We start from the raw sequence: 21,303 nt of genomic DNA on the forward strand, positions 1-21,303 counted from the left end.
AGAATTGTTATAGTTAAATGTAATCCTAAAATGACTGCCTTGCCTTTTTATAAAATTTAAAACATAAATCAACTAATGCGACTACGTTACATAGCGCCATCCGTTGTAGGGCATTCCCCATATAAGAACCTCCAGAATAGATATGAATTAAAGTTATCTATACCTCCAGCTCAGATTAAATTCTCTTGCTAACGAAGGGGTATCTCCGAATAAGAAGTTGTGCTATTTTCGTACTGACTCTATGCATGACCGACTTTTTAACTGGTGCTTTAAAAGCCCGTGGCGCATTCTGGTTGAAATGTAAAAAGCCCCTGAAGATGCATTTCAGAGGCCTGTTGATAAATTCAGTGGTGATGCCAGTGGCAACCCCGTTCAGAATATTTCTCGATTCAAAGATACATTTCCTTAGAGTTATTTTTACTAAAAAAAAAGAAAAAATGGCAAGGAAAAAGAAAATTGAAATGGAGATTGTGAATTATAATGCAGCAGGGATTGATGTTGGAAGCCGATCTCATTTTGTAGCAGTAGGACAATCTTTGGAAGATGTAAAAGAATTTGGTGTATATGCTGAAGATTTAGTAGAGCTATGTGAGTGGTTACTTTCCTATGGCATAACAAGCGTAGCCATGGAGTCAACAGGTGATTATTGGCAAAACTTATATGTTGAGTTGCAAAAGCATGGCATTGAGGTTGTTTTATGTAATGGAAAGTTCACGAAAAATGCAAAAGGGAAAAAGACCGATGTAAAAGATAGTCGCTGGATACAAAAGCTTCACTCATTAGGTTTATTGTCCGGAAGTTTTCTACCGGATGAGACCACAGAAATACTTCGTACCTATTGCCGTCAAAGAGCCAATTGGATTGACTTGGCTTCAAGTACATCTCACAAGATGGCTAAATATCTTAAGTTTTTGAACTTTCGGTTAGACGTAGTGGTTAATGATATCTGTAGGCTTACCGGACTAAAAATCATAGGCGATATCTGTAATGGCAACTTAGATCCTTACTCATTGGCAGAGCACCGTCATTACAATTGTAGAAAGCCCAAAGAAGAAATAGCAAAGGCTTTACATGGCAATAACAGAGAAGACTTTCTGTTTGGTTTGAAACAAGAGTTTGATAGCTATAACTACTTCCAAAAGAAAATAAAAGCTTGTGATAAAGAGATTGAGAAACTAATAAAAAAGGAAATTCGTAAGAATCCGGACAAGCAGAAACTTAAAACAACCGAAAAGCCATACAAAAGGGTTAATAAAAATGCTATTGAGATAAAAAACTTTAACCAAATTGCTTACCAATACTTTGGAGGTGTTGATTTGATGGCCATAGAAGGAGTTAGTCATGCAACAGTAATGGCAATCATGAGTGAAGTAGGAATCGATGGCTTTAAAAAGTTTAAATCAGCAAAAGAGTTTTGCTCCTGGTTGCGATTGGCACCCAACAACAAGATATCAGGAGGGAAAATACTAAGCAACAGAATACCAAAAGGAAGTGGCAGATTAAAAATAGCACTTCGTCACTCTGCAAATGCTATAGGAAATTTGAAGGATACGCATATGTCTGATTTCTTTAATCGTATTGCCTATAGAAAAGGCAGACAATCAGCAGTAAGTGCAACTGCAAGGAAACTCGCAACTATAATTTGGACAATGGTATCCCAAAATGTACCTTACAATCCTCCAACAGAATACCTCTTCCTCGACCAAAAAAGGAAGATGGGAATGGCAAAAAGAATTAAAAAACAAATGGCAAAATTTGATATAAAACCGGAAGAAATTGGAATTGGTAACTCATTGACTCCCAATTACAATTTTTAACGTTAGTCAGAATTCCCCTTTTAATTATGACCATTTTTTTATTTGAAGATTAAAAAATACTTTTGATAACTAAAATGCGCCAGATCGAAGCTCGGTGTTTTAAATGGTGTAAAGGTTGTAAAATCAACCCGATCAGAATTCTAGAGATGGGAACATTTTGAAAAATACAATGGTGGAGCGGAAAGCTACCCCGAATACAATAATTTCTAATAGTAATGTATATGTTCCTGTTCTGGCAAATTTTAATTTCTTGGACAAATAGCTTTCCTAAGTTTTCTTGGGTAAGGGATTTTACAACTAAAAATCAAGAATTTGCAACTAAATTGGGGTTTTCGTTATATACAATTCCCCTTTTAATTATGACCATTTTTTTATTTGAAGATTAAAAAATACTTTTGATAACTAAAATGCGCCAGATCGAAGCTCGGTGTTTTAAATGGTGTAAAGGTTGTAAAATCAACCCGATCAGAATTCTAGAGATGGGAACATTTTGAAAAATACAATGGTGGAGCGGAAAGCTACCCCGAATACAATAATTTCTAATAGTAATGTATATGTTCCTGTTCTGGCAAATTTTAATTTCTTGGACAAATAGCTTTCCTAAGTTTTCTTGGGTAAGGGATTTTACAACTAAAAATCAAGAATTTGCAACTAAATTGGGGTTTTCGTTATATACAATACTTTTGATAACTAAAATGCGCCAGATCGAAGCTCGGTGTTTTAAATGGTGTAAAGGTTGTAAAATCAACCCGATCAGAATTCTAGAGATGGGAACATTTTGAAAAATACAATGGTGGAGCGGAAAGCTACCCCGAATACAATAATTTCTAATAGTAATGTATATGTTCCTGTTCTGGCAAATTTTAATTTCTTGGACAAATAGCTTTCCTAAGTTTTCTTGGGTAAGGGATTTTACAACTAAAAATCAAGAATTTGCAACTAAATTGGGGTTTTCGTTATATACAATTAGGTACGTTATACAACCACCTTTTGCACTATCAAAAATACAATTTAGCTAAATATTGCACATTTGATTGTGCATTATTTTATATTTGTATAAACAAATGTCTAAAGCGATGAGAACTCTATACCAGAAATTTGAAATTTTATTACAAAATACGACCTCAGATTTTAAGAGATATCTGTATGAAGAAATTTCTTGGAACAGCCGAATGGTTGGAATTATTGGTCCAAGAGGTGTTGGAAAAACAACAATGATTCTGCAGTATATAAGGGAGAACTTAGGAAGTAAAAGGGCTTTATATGTGTCTGCAGATGATATGTACTTTAGTGAAAATAAATTAGTCGACTTAGCTGACTTTTTTTATAAAAATGCAGGGGAGTACTTATTTATTGATGAGATTCACAAATATGAAAATTGGTCGCGCGAATTAAAGAATATCTATGATTCTTATCCAGATTTAAAGGTTGTATTTACTGGGTCTTCTGTACTAGATATACTTAAAGGTTCTGCCGATTTAAGTAGGCGAGCATTGATATATCGATTACAAGGGCTTTCTTTTAGAGAATACCTCAATTTCTTCCATAAAAAAAACATTGAAACTTTCTCCTTAGAACATATCGTTAATGGTGAGGTTCAGCTTGCAGATATCAAACACCCACTGCCATTATTCAATGACTACCTACAACGAGGTTATTATCCTTTTGGAATAGAAAACGAGCTTAAACTTCGCTTAGGACAAATTGTAGTTCAAACTTTAGAGACTGATATTCCTCAATATGCAAATATGAATGTTGCCACTAGTCGGAAATTAAAACGCTTATTGTCGATAATTTCAGAGAGTGTTCCATTCAAACCAAATGTATCAAAGATTGCAGAAATGATTAATGTAAGTAGAAATTCACTAGATGACTACTTTACGTATATGGAAAAGGCCGGTCTTATCGGGCAACTGCGAAATGAGACTAGTGGGATTCGTGGTTTAGGCAAAGTTGATAAAGTCTATCTCGATAATACTAATTTAATTTATAGTTTAGCTGGCGAAAAATTTAATATCGGTAATATTAGGGAAACCTTTTTCTTAAATCAAATGAGGGTAAGAAATGAAGTAATCTCATCAAAAAATGCCGATTTTGTTATCAAAGATTTTACATTCGAAGTTGGAGGGAAGAATAAACAGCAAAAACAAATCGAAAAAGACGGTAAATCATATATCGTAAAAGATGATATTGAATTCGGATATATGAATATACTACCTTTATGGGCTTTTGGTTTAAATTATTAGAAGAATGCCAGGCACTAATCGAGTAGATGGCCAGTGAGCTACCCGCCCACTGGTACACCTCTCACACCACCGTACGTACGGGTTATACGGCGGTTCGTTAGGTATCAGTGTCATCGCTCTTTACACCAACAACACCTTTGCCCGATTTTAGAATAAGGCTAGACTCAAATAAATGAGAGCTTCCTTATTGAATTTATGACAACCTAAGGTTCAGCCCATCGCTACCTTGTGAGACTTCCACAGTGTCAATTTGTGGCTCATTTCCCCTAACTACTATGGCTTCTGCTGACTTCTTGCCATAACCAACTCGTGGTTGACAAGATATCCCCTGGTAAGAGCATTTTCCTTCCTCCAATTCCTGCCTGATGTACTACTTTGGAAATAGGAATTCGACTATTTGTTTAGGGAAAATCGTTTATATAAGGAAAAATTGAGTTTCACACTTCAAAAAAACATAGGTAATAAAAAAGTTTCTACTGGTATCTTATTAAAGAATTATATAGAATATGAATAGATTCTCATATAGATTTCAACATTTAACGTAAGAACCTGAACTTGTAACGTAAAAAGGAGAGCTTACAACGTAAAAATCTAAGCTTTTAATGTTAAAACCTGAGCTTGCAATATTAAAAAGAGAACGGGTAACGTAAAAAGGTGAGGTTTTAATGTTACTAGCCTAAGTTTGGATGTTTTTTGCTGCCTTTTTAGGTATACAAAGCATGCTTTTTCATTAAAACCTGAGCTTGTAGCATTAAAACCTCAGGTTGTTACGTTCAAAGCTCAGCTAAAAACGTTCGAGGAATAGGTTTTTGCGCTCAAAGCTTAGATATTTACGCAAAAAGCTTAGATATATACGTTCAAAGCTCTGGTATAAACGCAAAAAGCGCATGAAATAATTCCCTAATAACAAAACTAATACTAAGAAAAGATTAAAACGCTTCTTCTAACAGCTTATAAAGAAGTGATGTTTTAGCTTTAAATCGGTATAGTAAAGTGTTTTCGATATTTTAACTAAACTCAGCTTACAATAAAAACTCCTCGAATAATTAACATACACTTCATCTTTCAAGCTAAAAATTCATCTATATTATCGGCGAAAAGCATATCAAACCATCTTTTGATTAAATTTGCGACATGCGAAAAAAGCTTACATTTCATATCTCAAATCCACAAAAGTTTAAGGAACAATTGCTGTTCTGGAGCAAAAAGTTTCAGTATGTGTCTATTTTAGATAGTCATGAGGTAAATCGGAAAGAGAACTCAATGGCAGAATATAATACTTACGAATTGATAGCTGGCATTGATGCTTTGCAAATTATTGAACCAAAACAAGATTTTTTCTGCTATTTAAGCGAAGGAGTTAATCAGATTAAAGACTGGTGGTTTGGCTATTTGGCTTATGATTTAAAAAATGAGATTGAAGATCTAAAATCCGAAAATGAGGATGAGTTGAATTTTCCTGAAATGAATTTTTTTCGACCTCGTTGGGTATTCATATTAGATATCGATACTTTAATAGTTGATTATTTTGAAGAAGAGTTTTCGGGCGATGAGATTTATGCATTGGTAGAGAAGTTACAAAACCTATCGGTTCCAAAAGAAAAGGCAGTTCATGTAAAGCAGATTAAATCAAGAATCAGTCGAAACGAATATATAAACTCTATCAATCAGTTAAAAGATCACATTCGTAAAGGAGATATTTATGAAGTGAATTTTTGCCAAGAGTTTTATGCGGATGATTGCTATATAAAACCTCGCCAAACCTACCGAAAACTAATGAAAGTTTCGCCTACTCCTTATTCTTGTTTTTATAGAATGGGGGAGCAATATCTGCTATCAGCCAGTCCAGAGAGGTTTATGAAAAAAGTTGGCAGCAAAATTATCTCCCAGCCCATAAAGGGTACTGCAAAACGAGGGCTAAACCAAGAAGAGGATAAACAGATTAAGCAAAGTTTGTTAAACGATCCTAAGGAGAGGGCAGAAAATATCATGATAGTTGACTTGGTAAGAAACGACTTATCAAGAACTGCTGCTAAGGGATCTGTTATCGTTGAGGAATTGTGTGGAATTTATACCTTTCCGCAAGTCCATCAGATGATATCTACTGTAGTTTCTGAATTGAGTGATGAGGTTCATTTTATTGAAGCAATTCGCCAATGTTTTCCAATGGGATCGATGACTGGTGCTCCAAAGGTTCGTGCTATGAAGCTGATAGAAAAGTACGAGTCTACAAAACGGGGTTTGTTTTCGGGAGCCGTTGGATACATTACGCCCGAAGGCGATTTCGACTTTAATGTAGTAATTCGCAGTATACTTTATAATGCCAGAAATCATTATCTTTCGTTTATGGTGGGTGGCGCTATTACCATGCAAGCACAGGCAGAAAAGGAGTATGAGGAATGCATGCTAAAAGCCAAAGCCATTATGCGAGTTTTAAAGAATGAGTAAACTACATTTTATTACCTAATTATTACTTGATATTGTGTTTCGAAAATTAGTCCGGTTTGTTGAAGAGGAAGAGTTGTTTTATCGCGACGAGAAAATACTTGTGGCGGTAAGTGGTGGAGTCGATTCTGTAGTACTTTTTCATTTGCTCCTAAAAATGGAATTAGATTGTGCTGTTCTACATTGTAATTTTCAGTTGCGAGGGCTTGAATCGGATGGTGATTATGAGTTTGTTAAGAGCTTGGCAGAAATTAATCAGATTCCTTTCTATTCTAAGAGTTTCGATACCAAAGCTTACGCTGATACCAATAAGATCTCGATTGAGATGGCTGCTCGCGAACTGCGATACGAGTGGTTTTATCAGATACTCGAAAAAGAGAATTACCAATATATAGCAGTTGGACATCATGCTGATGATGTTGCCGAAACGGTTTTTATTAATTTGGTGAGAGGAACAGGAATTCATGGGTTAACGGGAATCAAATCTAAACTGGATAAGGTAATTCGTCCTTTGTTACCATTTACAAGAAAAGAACTGGTAGAATATGCTGTGGCCGAAAAATTAAGGTTTAGGGAAGATTCAACCAATAAAGAAACCGATTTTGTGCGTAATAAAATTCGCCACCAGCTTATTCCAATCTTGGAGAGTATTAATCCATCCATTCGCAAAACCATGAGCGAGAATGTTCAGCGTTTTCGTGAAGTTGAACAGATTTACAATGATGTAATTGAAGAAAATCGGCTTCATCTGGTATTCCAAAGAGAAAATAAATTGTTAATCTCCATTGCTCGTTTGCAGGAGTTAGCTTCGCCAACATCTCATTTGTTTGAGATTCTTTCTCCTTATGGATTTCATCATCGCGATGTAAGAATGATAACAAAATCTTTGGATTCAATATCCGGGAAACGCTTTTTTTCTTCTACTCACCAATTGCTTCGCGATAGAAAGTATTTAATCCTTTCTGAACTGCAAGAGAACGATACCAATGAGTATTTGTTGGAGGAAAAATCTGGGATGATTGAATTTCCAATCGAAATGGAGACTTTATTGTTCGATAGAACGGCAGATTTTATATTTCCTACAAAACCCCAAATAGCATGTTTGGATGCAAGTAAGTTAAGATTCCCGTTAAAACTAAGAAAGTGGCAAAAGGGAGATAGCTTTAAGCCAATGGGCATGAAGGGTAGCAAGAAAGTATCCGACTATTTTATCGATCAAAAATTCTCTTTACAGGATAAGGAGAACACATGGTTGCTAATTTCCGGCGACAAAATAGTTTGGCTGGTAGGACATCGTTTAGATGATCGCTTTAAAATTACGGACTTTACCAGCAAAATACTTAAATTGGAGTTGAAGTAAGAAACAATACTCAAGGGCACTGAAAAATCTTTTTAGCACCCTTGTTGTATAAGCGATATCTCAATTTTCTGTATTGACTAAACTCAAAATTCTCAAAAGATTAAGAATCATTTTATGATAATACTGGCGTTAAACACTCTTCCAGATCTTTTAGAAGAGCCTTTTTTACTTTTCGTGGCTTTTCGGCACTAATTTCTTTAAGAGCTTCGAATGCAAGGTTTCCAATTTCGTATAATCCAACAGGATTTTTATCGAAGTTATAACTTCCTATCACATACTCTAATTTTGATTTTATTTCATCATAAGCAGAATTTCCTGGTTTGTTCAAACAAATTAAGGCTTCCTGACAAACATCTCTTAGTTTTTCGTTCTGTTCGTTCATAGTTAAAGATTTAGAATTAAACATTAACTAAATTTACAAATTGATGTCCATTTGAGGATTAACAGTATGTTAGAAAAACGTTTCTAATTTATGGATATGCTTGTTTTGCTTGTCGAAATTGTTTTCGAAGTGTATCACAATGGTTTTCGTTTGTGATAAGAGAGTGGAATTCAAAAAGGCACAAGCCTATTGTTGTGCCTTTGCTATTATCAATCTGATTATAAAGGAATATTTCCATGTTTTTTAGGTGGATTTTGCTCACTCTTGTTGGTGCACATTTCCAATGCCTGAATCAGTTTATACCTACTTTCTTTTGGTTGAATAATTTCATCAATATATCCCAATTCTGCCGCTTTATAGGGGTGAGCAAACTTATTGCGATAATCTTCAATTGCATCGGCACGATCCGATTCGGATAACCCTTTATGCATAATGTTTACTGCACCTTCGGCACCCATTACTGCAATTTCGCCAGTTGGGTACGAATAATTGATATCTGCGCCAATATGTTTTGATGCCATTACATCGTAAGCACCACCGTAAGCTTTCCTGGTAATTAGGGTAATTTTTGGAACAGTTGCTTCGGCAAAGGCGTAAAGTAGTTTCGCTCCATGCTTGATGATACCACCGTATTCTTGTGCTGTACCAGGAAGGAAACCAGGAACATCCACGAAAGTGATTAAGGGAATGTTAAAAGCATCGCAGAAACGAACAAATCGAGCGGCTTTTGTAGAACTGTTGATATCTAAAACACCAGCCATATTAGCAGGATTATTCGCAACAATTCCGATGGGTTTTCCTGCTAAGCGTGCAAATCCAATGGTAATGTTTTGTGCGAAAAGCGGCATTACTTCAAAGAAATTGTGATCATCCACAATGGTTTCAATAATCTCTTTGATATCGTAAGGTTTGTTGGGATCGGCAGGAACAATGCTTTGTAATTTTTCATCTTCACGATGGATGTTATCGGTACACGGTTTTACCGGAGGATCTTCCATATTATTTGATGGAAGGAAACTGATTAGCTCACGTAGCATCATCATTGCCTGCTCATCGTTATCGGCAGTAAAGTGAGCCACTCCACTTTTTGAGTTGTGGGTTAATGCTCCGCCAAGCTCTTCTTTGCTTACTTCTTCATGTGTTACCGTTTTAATTACATCAGGTCCGGTTACAAACATATAGCTTGTATCCTTTACCATCATTATAAAATCGGTAAGAGCAGGAGAGTAGACAGCTCCTCCGGCACAAGGACCCATGATAGCCGAAATCTGAGGAATTACCCCGGAACCTCTAACGTTTTGATAAAAGATATCAGCGTATCCGGCCAGACTTTGAACTCCTTCTTGAATTCTCGCACCTCCCGAATCATTTAATCCAATAATTGGCGCACCCATTTTCATGGCCAATTTTGTTATTTTTACAATTTTATCGGCATTGGCTCTACTTAATGAACCGCCAAATACAGTAAAGTCTTGGGCAAACACATAAACCAATCGTCCATCTATTTTGCCATAACCACAAACCACACCATCACCCAGAATTTTATTTTTCTCCATTCCAAAGTCAGTCGATCGGTGTGTTACCATTTTATCAACTTCCACAAAAGTTTCAGGATCTAAAAGGTCGTTTATTCTTTCCCGAGCAGTTTTTTTCCCAGCAGCATGATGCTTATCAATTCTCGTTTGTCCGCCTCCTTCTTCTGCAGCCTTATTTAATTCTTCAAATTTTTTGATTTTATCTTTTAATGTTAACATGGTCTATCCGTAAATTATAAATTCATAACTCGATTAATCAATGAAAATTAATGGCTGATTACCATCAATGGTGTCATCTTCATTAACAAATATCTCTTTAATTACACCATCCTTCATGGCTTTGTATTCACTCTCCATTTTCATTGCCGAAACAATGATTACGGTTTCTCCTTTATTAACTTCCTGACCCAATTCTACCAGGATTTTAACCACTTTCCCTGGCATTGGAGAAGAAATCGTACTCTCGGCGGCTTCCAGATTTCCTTCATTTCGAGCCATTAAATATTTGCTTTCAGCATCAATAATTTCAGCTTCGTAAGAATGGTAAAAGGTATTTACTGTATATTTTTTTGGAGTGCCGTTTTCAATTAACTCCACATTATAAGAACGGCCTTTATACATCACCGAGTAAACTCCGTTTTCAACCTGCTGCATGTCCAGGTCGTATTCTCTGTTGTCAACTATAATTTTTACATGATTGCCGTCTTCATTAAGAAGTTCAACATTGGCAATTCTTTGATCTAATTTTATTTCTAGTGCCATAATATATTGCTTAAGTCTTTTTAATTTTCACTTGATCGGTATACACTTCTACGTCGACCAAAATCTTTCCATCTGCTCGAAACATTGGCTGTTTGATCCACTTGTGCATTTTTTAATTTGTGATGATAATCTAAAAAGGCTGTAACTATGGCCAGATCTTCGAATTGTTGCTTGGCTTCATCGTTGGCAAGTAAAAATTCTTCGTTATTCTGAATAAAATGAGTATCATAAGTTCCTTCTCTAAATTCCCGGCAGTCCATAATTCTTTCAAGAAATTTAATCGAAGTTTTTACACCTGTTATTTTGTATTCGTATAATGCTCTGCGCATCCTTTCGATTGCTTCTTCTCTGGTTCTTGCCCAAATGATTAGTTTGGAGATCATTGGATCGTAATGAATGGGAATTTCGTAGCCTTCATACACGTAACCGTCAGTTCTAACACCAAGCCCCATTGGTTCCGTTATGTGAGTTATCAAACCTGGACTGGGCATAAAATTATTGTCGGTGTCTTCAGCATAAATTCGGCATTCGATTGCATGTCCAAACTGAAAGACTTCTGCTTGTTTGATTTTTAATTCCTTTCCTTCTGCAATTAGGATTTGTTGTTTTACAAGATCATAACCTGTTGTTCTTTCCGTGATTGGATGCTCTACCTGCAATCTGGTATTCATCTCCAGAAAGTAGAAATTATGGTCGTTGTCGGCTAAAAATTCTATGGTTCCGGCTCCGTAGTAGTTTACAGCTTTAGCTGCAGCTACTGCCGCTTCGCCCATTTTTGCTCTTAGTTCGGGAGTCATCAAAGGAGAAGGTGTTTCCTCAACTACTTTTTGGTGACGGCGCTGCACCGAACACTCTCGCTCGCACAAGTGAATTACGTTTCCATGTTGATCACCAAGAATCTGAAATTCGATATGATGAGGAGAGGAAATGTATTTTTCTACATAAACGGAGTCATCACCAAAAGCAGTTCTTGCTTCTGATTTGGCAGCTCGAAGGGCATTAAGGATATTTTCTTCTTGATCCACCATTCGCATTCCTTTACCACCGCCACCAGCGGATGCTTTGATCATTACTGGTAAACCTATTTCACGAATCACTTTAAGTGCAGTTTCATCATCGTTAAGATTTTCTTTGGTGCCAGGAACAACTGGAACGCCACCATCTATCATGGTTTGGCGGGCTGTAATTTTATCACCCATAGTAGAAATCACTTCAGGGGTAGGGCCAATAAAAATTATGCCTTCTTCCTCGCATCTTTTCGAAAACTCAGCATTCTCACTAAGGAATCCATATCCGGGATGTATGGCGTCTGATTTTGAGCGTTTGGCAACTTCTATAATCTTATCGATGTTTAAGTAGCTCTCTGCTGAAGCTGCGGGGCCAATATGATATGCCTGATCAGCATATCTTACATGCATTGATGTTCGGTCAACATCGGAATACACCGCAACAGATTGAATTCCTAATTCTCTGCATGAACGCATTACTCGCAGAGCAATTTCACCTCGATTTGCAACAAGGACTTTTGAAATCTTCTTACTCATAGTTTTGGTTAATTGTTGATTCGGCTTTGTAAAAGCCTTTTGTTGAGTCAATTATATACTATTAAATTAGGCATGTTTTCCCCAAAAAAAGATAACGCACAACAAAAACATGTTGTGTAACATGCCAAAAATAGTTAAAAAATCGAAGTTTCCAAGTGATTAGATATGGACATATGTCAATTTACTCTACCGGGAGAACATGACAATAGTCATATGATTGTGTGATTGAATGAGCAATACAGGTATAAGTTTAGCAGTCCGATTTTGATTACAAATATTCTCCTCGGAAAATGAGCTGACAATTCTCAAAATCATTTTAGGCTAAAGAAAGAGTAGACAAAAAAAGGACTGTCGATTACTCAACAGTCCTTGTGATTATATATCAACAATAGCTTACATCAAGAAGCTTAATAGGATACCAGCGCCTACAGCCGAACCAATTACCCCTGATACGTTAGGAGCCATTGCATGCATTAATAGGTGATTTGACGGATCGTTTTGTAATCCCATATTCTGAACTACACGAGCACTATCTGGTACCGCCGATACACCTGCAGCACCAATCATTGGGTTGATAGGGCGATCTTTTGGTGATAACCAGTTCATGATTTTTGCAAAAAATACACCTCCAGCAGTTGCAATGATAAACGAAGCTGCACCAAGACCAAAAATCATGATAGAGTCGGCAGTTAAGAACACATCAGCCTGAGTAGAAGCACCAACTGTAACACCCAACAAGATGGTTATGGTATTGATTAAAGCATTGCTTGCAGTATCTGCCAAACGGTTTGTAACAGTTGACTCTTTTAACAAGTTACCAAAGAATAACATGCCCAATAAAGGCAGAGCTGTTGGCGAAATGTATGCAGTCAACAACAATCCTACAAGTGGGAAGATAATTTTCTCGAGACGAGTTACAGCACGCGGGGGCTTCATCTTTATCTTTCTTTCCTTTTTAGTTGTAAGTAGGTTGATGATTGGAGGCTGAATGACAGGAACCAAGGCCATGTAGGAATAAGCAGCAATCGCAATAGGGCCAATCAGGTTCTTTACGGTTTCACCATTAGCCATTACGTTCATACCATTCGCCAATTTTGACGAAAGGAAGATTGCTGTTGGGCCGTCGGCACCACCAATAATACCAATTGCTCCTGCTTCTGGTGGAGCAAAACCTAACCACAGAGCACCAAGGAAAGTAGCAAAAATACCAACCTGTGCTGCAGCTCCCAATACCATTAATCTTGGGTTTGAAATCAAAGATGAAAAATCGGTCATAGCACCAATTCCCAAGAAAATTAGCGGTGGATACCATCCGTTTACTACCCCGGAATATAGAATATTCATTACGGAACCTGGTTCGTAGATACCCAACTTCAAATTAAAGTCTACCGCCTGGAACATAGGAATATTACCGATAATGATGCCTGTACCAATAGGAATCAATAGTAAAGGTTCATAATCATATCTAATTGCTAAGAATATGAAAACCAAACCAATCAACACCATCAACAAGTGGCCACCTGTAACGTTAGCAAATCCGGTAAATTCATAAAAGTTTTTTAATCCAACTTCTGCACTAGAGTTGTGTTCACTGTCTAATATGGGATTTCCAAAATTTAAGAAATCGCCTTCCAATTTAGCAACACGCTTGCCAATTTGAAGCGTTTCAGTAGTTGTTACATATGCATTTGAACCTGAGTTAGGGTCAGTATTCTTATGCAAGTGAATAACTTCTTTAGGATTAAAAGTCATTGTTAAGTTAGTACCATTTAGTACCCAATTACCTGTAAACCTCTGCTTAATAGAGTCCATTGTAAAGGAATTGTCCTTTTTGAACTGGATCGTTTTGTAACGTTTTACCGTTTTATTCGATTCACCAATTGGATTTGGGATGTAACCATCTGTATGATTTACCCATTTTCCCCTGGTTAATTTTGTCGTTGTATCCTCCTGATCTTGTGCAACAGAGTTTATAGCAAAACCCATTAGCAAAATCATCGAGAATATCAATATATAAAGTTTTCTCATTAGTCTATTAATGTTTAATGATCGATGATTCATGCCTAATGGAAAAGCAGCAATTTGAAGCAAACCACACGCAAGAATTTACAAGCAATTGCTAAAAATGGAATTAAGCATTAATCATCAAACATTCATCATTTATGAAATTTCTATTAGAACATCATCCTGAAGTACACTATCGCCTACTCCAACTTTAATGGCTTTAACAGTACCTCCCTTTTCAGCCATCACATTGTTTTCCATCTTCATTGCTTCCATTACCAACAAGGTATCACCTGGGTTAATGGTATCGCCAACCGCAACGTTGATTTTAATAATGCTACCTGGAAGGGGAGCCTTTATAGTAATTGCACCAGCACCACCTTTTTGAATTTTTCCTTCTCCTGGTTTGTTTACAACAGGCTTACGAACTAGTCTGGGAGTTTTAGTTGCTTTTTCTTCAACGTGTACATCCACATCGTAACTAGTTCCGTTCACTTCAATTTTGGCATTCGATCCTTCAAAATCCTTGATTTCTACATCGTATTCCTGCCCTCTTATCGTAAATTTGAACTTCTTCATTTTTTATCTTGGTTGATTATTTACCCCATAAATCTTAGAACTCCATGGAGAATAATTCTTAGTAACTTTTTTAATTGTGATGATATTGCTTTCTTCATCGTGCAATTGGTTAAAGTGCATATGTAAAGCCATTGCAATAGCAGCATTTACATTTCCTTCAACCGTTAAATCATCAACTTCTGCGCAAGGCTTTCCTTCTTTTACAAGCTTCTTTCTCAAATTAAGATGCAAAAGTTTAGGCAAATTCGTAAAAACAATAACCAAAAGTACCAATGCAACAAATACAATTGAGTACCCCACTAATGCTACTGTCCATCCTCCTTGACTTCCTATAGATAATAAATTCATCATCATAGTGCTATTTTTTACAATGGAATATTAGAGTGCTTCTTAGGTGGATTCACCAACTTCTTGGTCTGTAGAGACTGGAATGCTCGAATTACACGGAAGCGTGTATTTCTTGGCTCAATTACATCATCAATGTAACCGTAAGAAGCAGCATTGTAAGGATTAGCAAATGCTTCGTTGTACTCACTTTCTTTCTCTTCGATGAACTTCACTTTTTCATCTTCGTTCAATTCGGCAAGCTTTCTTCCGTGAAGAACTTCAATAGCTCCTTTAGCACCCATTACTGCGATTTCAGCAGTTGGCCAAGCATAATTCAAATCACCACGAAGTTGCTTAGAAGACATTACATCGTGAGCACCACCGTAAGATTTTCTAAGAGTAATAGTTACTTTAGGTACCGTAGCTTCACCATATGCGAACATCAATTTCGCGCCATGAGTAATGATACCTCCAAATTCTTGTCCTGATCCAGGTAGGAATCCAGGCACATCAACCAATGTTAAAATTGGAATATTGAAACAGTCGCAGAAACGGATAAATCTAGCCGCTTTTCTAGATGATTCAATATCAAGAACGCCAGCAAGGAAGTTTGGTTGATTAGCAACCACACCTACTGACATTCCACCCATACGTGTAAAACCAACAATAATATTTTTAGCATAGTGGCGATGAACCTCCAAGAATTCTGTATCGTCAGCAATTGCATAAATAACATCCTTCATATCGTAAGGCATGTTAGGGTTATCAGGAATAATATCATTAAGAATGTCTTCCATTCTATCAATAGGATCGGTACACGCTACGATAGGAGCTTCTTCTAAATTATTTGAAGGCATGTAAGATAACAACTTCCGGATAATAGCGATACCTTCTTCTTCATCTTCCAACATAAAGTGAGAAACACCTGATTTAGAAGCGTGCATTTTAGCACCACCAAGATCCTCTACTGTGATATCCTCACCAGTTACTGTTTTTACAACCTTAGGACCAGTAACAAACATGTAGGATTTCTCTTCTGTCATCATAATGAAGTCAGTTAATGCCGGGGAATAAACAGCACCACCTGCACAAGGACCGAAAATTGCAGAAATCTGAGGAATTACACCAGAAGCAAGAATATTTCTTTCGAAGATTTCAGCATATCCTGCCAAAGCAGTTACACCTTCCTGAATACGAGCTCCTCCTGAATCGTTTAAACCGATAACCGGGGCACCCATTTTCATTGCCATATCCATGATCTTGCAGATCTTTTGCGCGAAAGTTTCCGATAAGGAACCTCCAAAAACTGTAAAATCCTGAGAGAATACAAATACCAATCGTCCATCGATAGTACCTTGTCCGGTTACAACACCATCACCCAAGAATTTGGTTTTTTCCATACCAAAATTAGTACAACGGTGAGATACGAACATATCGAATTCTTCAAAACTTCCCTCATCAAGAAGCATGTCGATTCTTTCACGAGCTGTGTATTTGCCTTTCTTGTGTTGAGATGCAATTCTTTTTTCACCTCCTCCAAGCTTAGCCTCTGCTCTTAAATCAATTAATTTTTTAATCTTATCCTGACTAGCCATAACTATTGTTGAGTTATTATATATTTATAGAGTTATTATTTTGTGCCGCAAAGTTCTGTTAAAACCCTCATTGTTGATTTTGGATGTAAGAATCCGATCTTTAAACCTTCAGCACCATCACGAGGAGCCTTGTCGATTACCTGGCAACCAGCTTCCTGTGCATCATTCAATGCTTCTTGCACATCTTCAACAGCAAAAGCCAAATGATGCATTCCACCGCCTGTTTTCTCAACAAATTTTCCAATTGGTCCTTCAGGATCAGTTGATTCTAACAATTCAATTTTTGTATCTCCAAGTTTAAAAAAAGCCGTTTTTACTTTCTGATCAACAACTTCTTCAATTGCGTAACACTCCAAGCCCAATACTTTTTCATAAAATGGGATAGCTTCTTCTAAGCTTTTTACAGCGATACCGATATGTTCAATATGCGATGGTTTCATGTTTTTGAATGTTTTAAATTAATACTCGACAAAAATATCTAATCCTAAATTTCTATTCAATGATCTTGAACACTATAAAAGTTGTTCTTCAACATGTTCTTAATAAAGTTTCAAAAATCTTTAATTCTTGTTTATCTGAATATTAACACTATTTGCGGATTCAAATTACACAGATCAGAAGCAAAATCTCCGAAAACCTTTGCATCCATATGCGTCATTTTTATTTGAGAATGTCAAAGGAAGTTAATTTATTTAAGATCCGCAGTAAGAATTCTGAAAGAATAACAGCCTGTATTAAGAATTTTCAGTCGAATTCAGCTTAGTATATTCTTCTACATTTCAGAACAAAACAGCATGAATTGGATCTTTCTAATCTACCCTATAAAAAAGGATCCTGCTATTCATGATTCAGGCAAATCAATACATGATAAAAGTAAAAATGCAAGTCTTTTATTTATATTTGCAGTTTGAAACAACATTCAACCAATTTTATAAACTTATAAGATGATTTTATTCTTCAAAAAAGACGAAGTACACTTTGTTGTTCAGGCAACAAGCCAATTGAATGGATTGGATTTTGATAAGCTGTCTTGGCTGTTTGGTAATGCTGAGTATGTAAATCAGGAAAAGCTTGATGGTATATTTGTTGGTCCAAGAAAAGAGATGATTACTCCTTGGAGCACAAATGCAGTCGAAATCTCTCAAAATATGGGAATTGATGGATTGCTAAGAATCGAGCAATACATACTTGTTAATTCTGAAAAAGCAGAATTTGACCCAATGCTTCAATCAATGTATGAAGGATTAAGCCAAGAGATTTATACTATCGATAAGCAACCCGATCCAATTGTTTACATTGAAGATATTGAAGAATACAATCAGCGTGAAGGCCTGGCATTGAGTGTTGAGGAAATTTCTTACTTGAATCATGTTTCAGAAAAAATTGGTCGCAAATTAACAGACTCAGAGGTATTCGGATTCTCGCAAGTGAACTCAGAACATTGTCGTCACAAAATCTTTAATGGTACTTTTATTATTGATGGCGAAGAAAAAGAATCATCATTGTTCCAATTAATAAAGAAAACATCTAAAGAAAACCATAATAGAATTGTATCGGCTTACAAAGACAATTGTGCTTTCCTTGGTGGACCTAAAGCTGAACAATTTGCTCCTTATTCTCATGATAAAGCAGACTATTTCTATACCAAAGATATTGATACCGTAATCTCGCTTAAAGCGGAAACGCATAATTTTCCTACAACTGTAGAACCCTTTAATGGTGCTGCAACTGGTACCGGCGGTGAAATTCGTGATAGAATTGCTGGCGGTAAAGCTGCTATCCCAATGGCTGGTACAGCGGTTTATATGACTTCATACCCAAGGTTGGAAGCTTCTCGCAGATGGGAAAATGCAACGGAAGCAAGGGAGTGGTTGTACCAAACCCCTGAAGAGATCTTAATTAAAGCATCAAATGGTGCTTCTGACTTTGGTAACAAATTCGGACAGCCTTTAATTGTGGGTTCGGTTCTTACTTTTGAACATTTCGAAAACAATAAGAAGTATGGTTACGATAAGGTAATCATGCAAGCTGGTGGTATTGGATATGGCCGTTTAGAACAAGCTCAAAAGGATGTTCCAGAACAAGGTGATAAAGTAGTTCTTCTTGGTGGAGATAACTACCGTATTGGAATGGGTGGAGGAGCTGTTTCGTCAGTTGCAACAGGTGAGTTCGACAATTCTATTGAGCTAAATGCAGTTCAACGTTCTAATCCTGAAATGCAGAAACGTGTTTGTAATGCGATTCGTGCCATGGCCGAAGCTGATGAAAATCCAATCATCTCTATCCACGACCACGGTGCAGGTGGACATTTGAACTGTCTTTCTGAATTGGTTGAGGAAACTGGGGGGAAGATCGATTTGAATGCCCTTCCGGTTGGAGATCCCACTCTTTCTGCCAAAGAAATTGTAGGCAACGAATCTCAAGAAAGAATGGGATTGGTAATGAAGGAAAAAGACGTGGAGCTTTTGACGAAAATCGCCGAAAGAGAAAGAGCTCCTATCTATCAGATTGGTGAAACAACTGGTGATATGAGATTTACATTCGAAGATAACAAAACAGGCGAAAATCCGATCGATCTTGGTCTTTCTGAAATGTTTGGTAAGCCACCAAAAACAATCATGAATGACAAGACTGTTAAGGAAGGATTTGAAGCTGTTTCGTACGATATAAATAAATTCGAAGAATATTTAGAAGATGTTCTTCAACTAGAATCTGTAGCTTGTAAGGATTGGTTGACAAACAAAGTTGACCGTTCGGTAACCGGTAAAATTGCCATGCAACAATGTGCTGGTCCTTTGCAATTGCCATTAAACAATTTTGGTGCTGTGGCTATCGACTTTAAAGGTGAAAAAGGGATTGCTACTTCAATTGGACATACTCCGGTAGCTGCTTTAGTTGATTCGAAAAACGGAAGCCGTTTGTCAGTTGCTGAGTCATTAACCAATTTGGTTTGGGCGCCAATCGAAAAAGGGTTAAATGGAATTTCATTATCTGCCAACTGGATGTGGCCTTGTAAAAATGAAGGCGAAGATGCTCGTTTGTACAATGCCGTTCAATCTATCAGTGATTTTGCAATCAAACTAGGAATCAATATTCCAACTGGTAAGGACTCACTTTCCATGACACAGAAATATGGAAAAGATGATGTTGTTTACTCTCCGGGAACTGTAATTATTTCTACTGTTGGTGAAATTATCGATATCAACAAGATGATTTCTCCTGTAATGAAAAATGATGCAAATTCTCACTTGGTTTACCTTGATTTCTCGAAGGATAATTTCCAATTGGGAGGTAGTAGTTTTGCTCAAATTGTTAACAAACTGGGAAAACAAACTCCTGATGTTACAGATGCTGATTACTTTGTAAAAGCATTCAAAACTCTTCAGCAATTAATTCTTGATGGAAAAGTATTAGCGGGTCACGATATTTCTGCCGGAGGTATGATTACTGCTTTATTGGAAATGTGTTTTGCTGATAACAAACTAGGTGCTAAGATCGATTTAAGCTCAATTGAAGAGAAAGACTTGATCAAAGTTCTTTTCAGCGAAAATCCAGGTGTAATTTTCCAGGTGAAAGACAAAAATGCCGTAAGCAAAGCTCTTGCTGAGAAAGGTCTTCGTTTCCACTTTATTGGTGCTCCTGCTGAAGCTGGTGCTCTTAATGTTTTAAAAGATAATCAATCATTCAAATTAGATATTGCAAGCCTTCGTGACCTTTGGTACAAGACTTCATACCTATTGGATCGCAATCAATCGGGAAATGATCTTGCCTTAGAGAGATTCGAAAGCTACAAGAAGAACGAATTGACCTACAAGTTCCCAGAGAACTTTACAGGTAAGTTTGCTCAATATAAAATTGATCCGAAGAGAAAAGACAAGTCAGGCGTTAAAGCTGCTATCATTCGTGAAAAAGGTGTTAATGGAGATAGAGAAATGGCCTGGATCATGCACCTTGCAGGAATGGATGTGAAAGATGTTCATATGACAGACTTGATTTCGGGTCGCGAAGATTTAAGCGATGTGAATATGATCGTTTTTGTAGGTGGATTCTCTAATTCAGATGTATTGGGTTCGGCAAAAGGTTGGGCCGGAGCTTTCCTTTATAATGAAAAAGCAAAAGCTGCATTAGATAACTTCTACAAGAGACCTGACACATTAAGTTTAGGTGTATGTAACGGTTGTCAGTTAGTTTCGGAATTAGGATTAATCTACCCTGAGCACGAAAAGCACCCTAAATTGCTTCACAATGATTCTCATAAATTTGAATCTGGATTTGTAAGCGTTGAAGTGCCAGAAAACAATTCTGTTATGCTTTCATCTCTTGCCGGAAGTACAATGGGTATTTGGGTAGCACACGGTGAAGGTAAATTCGAATTACCTTATGACGAAGAGGAATACAATATTCCAATGAAATATGCATACGATCAGTATCCTGCAAATCCTAATGGTTCTCCTTTTGGGACAGCAGCTATCTCTTCTAAGGATGGTCGTCATTTGGCTATGATGCCTCACTTGGAGCGTGCAACATATCCATGGAATTGGGCATATTATGACCAAAATCGTTTGGAAGATGAATTAACTCCATGGGTAGAAGCTTTTGTAAATGCTAAAAATTGGATTATCGAAAACAAATAATCCTTTTCAAATATGATTTTAAATGCCTCTGATTTTGTAGAGGCATTTTTTTTGCTCTTAAAAGAAGAAGCCT

The 21,303-nt window shown here is 36.8% G+C and carries 14 protein-coding genes; 5 read left to right on the top strand and 9 right to left on the bottom strand.

Going from position 1 to position 21,303, the window contains the following annotated elements; translation table 11 throughout:
• The first annotated feature begins 437 nt into the window (after positions 1 to 437).
• The 4 genes from ACO05S_RS14210 (at position 438) to tilS (ending at position 7,868) form a co-directional block, all read left to right on the top strand.
• Entirely contained in the window at positions 438 to 1,817 is a 1,380-nt protein-coding gene (locus ACO05S_RS14210; RefSeq protein ID WP_421918672.1) for an IS110 family transposase, read from the top strand.
• Positions 1,818 to 2,893: 1,076 nt separating this feature from the next.
• A complete protein-coding gene (locus tag ACO05S_RS14215; protein WP_421918673.1) occupies positions 2,894 to 4,063 on the top strand; it encodes an ATP-binding protein in 1,170 nt (389 codons plus the stop codon).
• Positions 4,064 to 5,197: 1,134 nt separating this feature from the next.
• Complete coding sequence (gene pabB / locus ACO05S_RS14220; protein ID WP_421918674.1) at positions 5,198 to 6,511, top strand: aminodeoxychorismate synthase component I; 1,314 nt, start codon at positions 5,198 to 5,200, stop codon at positions 6,509 to 6,511.
• A 34-nt stretch (positions 6,512 to 6,545) separates the two neighbouring features.
• Complete coding sequence (tilS, locus tag ACO05S_RS14225; protein ID WP_421918675.1) at positions 6,546 to 7,868, top strand: tRNA lysidine(34) synthetase TilS; 1,323 nt, start codon at positions 6,546 to 6,548, stop codon at positions 7,866 to 7,868.
• Between the two features lie 112 nt (positions 7,869 to 7,980).
• On the opposite strand, the gene ACO05S_RS14230 is transcribed toward tilS, so the two are convergent.
• From ACO05S_RS14230 to mce, 9 genes are all read right to left on the bottom strand, one after another.
• Positions 7,981 to 8,250: a hypothetical protein gene (locus ACO05S_RS14230; RefSeq protein ID WP_421918676.1), complete on the bottom strand. Its 270-nt coding sequence runs from the start codon at positions 8,248 to 8,250 to the stop codon at positions 7,981 to 7,983.
• 218 nt (positions 8,251 to 8,468) lie between these two features.
• Positions 8,469 to 10,004, bottom strand: a complete 1,536-nt coding sequence (locus tag ACO05S_RS14235; RefSeq protein ID WP_421918677.1) for an acyl-CoA carboxylase subunit beta — start codon at positions 10,002 to 10,004, stop codon at positions 8,469 to 8,471.
• Positions 10,005 to 10,037: 33 nt separating this feature from the next.
• The gene (locus tag ACO05S_RS14240; RefSeq protein WP_421918678.1) at positions 10,038 to 10,547 is read right to left on the bottom strand and encodes a biotin/lipoyl-containing protein; all 510 of its coding nucleotides are present in this window, start codon (positions 10,545 to 10,547) and stop codon (positions 10,038 to 10,040) included.
• Positions 10,548 to 10,567: 20 nt separating this feature from the next.
• Positions 10,568 to 12,091 (bottom strand): acetyl-CoA carboxylase biotin carboxylase subunit, encoded by a 1,524-nt coding sequence (accC, locus tag ACO05S_RS14245; RefSeq protein WP_421918679.1) that lies wholly within the window; start codon positions 12,089 to 12,091, stop codon positions 10,568 to 10,570.
• Positions 12,092 to 12,484: 393 nt separating this feature from the next.
• Positions 12,485 to 14,119, bottom strand: a complete 1,635-nt coding sequence (locus ACO05S_RS14250) for a sodium ion-translocating decarboxylase subunit beta (protein ID WP_421918680.1) — start codon at positions 14,117 to 14,119, stop codon at positions 12,485 to 12,487.
• Between the two features lie 132 nt (positions 14,120 to 14,251).
• On the bottom strand, positions 14,252 to 14,674 hold the full coding sequence (locus ACO05S_RS14255; RefSeq protein WP_421918681.1) for a biotin/lipoyl-containing protein: 423 nt from the start codon (positions 14,672 to 14,674) through the stop codon (positions 14,252 to 14,254).
• A 3-nt stretch (positions 14,675 to 14,677) separates the two neighbouring features.
• The gene (locus ACO05S_RS14260; protein WP_421918682.1) at positions 14,678 to 15,028 is read right to left on the bottom strand and encodes an OadG family protein; all 351 of its coding nucleotides are present in this window, start codon (positions 15,026 to 15,028) and stop codon (positions 14,678 to 14,680) included.
• A gap of 11 nt (positions 15,029 to 15,039) precedes the next feature.
• On the bottom strand, positions 15,040 to 16,596 hold the full coding sequence (locus ACO05S_RS14265; RefSeq protein ID WP_421918683.1) for an acyl-CoA carboxylase subunit beta: 1,557 nt from the start codon (positions 16,594 to 16,596) through the stop codon (positions 15,040 to 15,042).
• A 35-nt stretch (positions 16,597 to 16,631) separates the two neighbouring features.
• Entirely contained in the window at positions 16,632 to 17,036 is a 405-nt protein-coding gene (mce, locus tag ACO05S_RS14270) for a methylmalonyl-CoA epimerase (protein WP_421918684.1), read from the bottom strand.
• A 504-nt stretch (positions 17,037 to 17,540) separates the two neighbouring features.
• Here mce and purL point away from each other — a divergent pair.
• Positions 17,541 to 21,230 carry a phosphoribosylformylglycinamidine synthase gene (gene purL, locus ACO05S_RS14275; RefSeq protein WP_421918685.1) on the top strand — a complete coding sequence of 1,230 codons (3,690 nt, stop codon included), beginning with the start codon at positions 17,541 to 17,543 and terminating at the stop codon, positions 21,228 to 21,230.
• Positions 21,231 to 21,303 lie beyond the last annotated feature (73 nt).

Origin of the sequence: Marinifilum sp. (assembly GCF_965230805.1) — a bacterium.
Lineage (GTDB): Bacteria > Bacteroidota > Bacteroidia > Bacteroidales > Marinifilaceae > Marinifilum.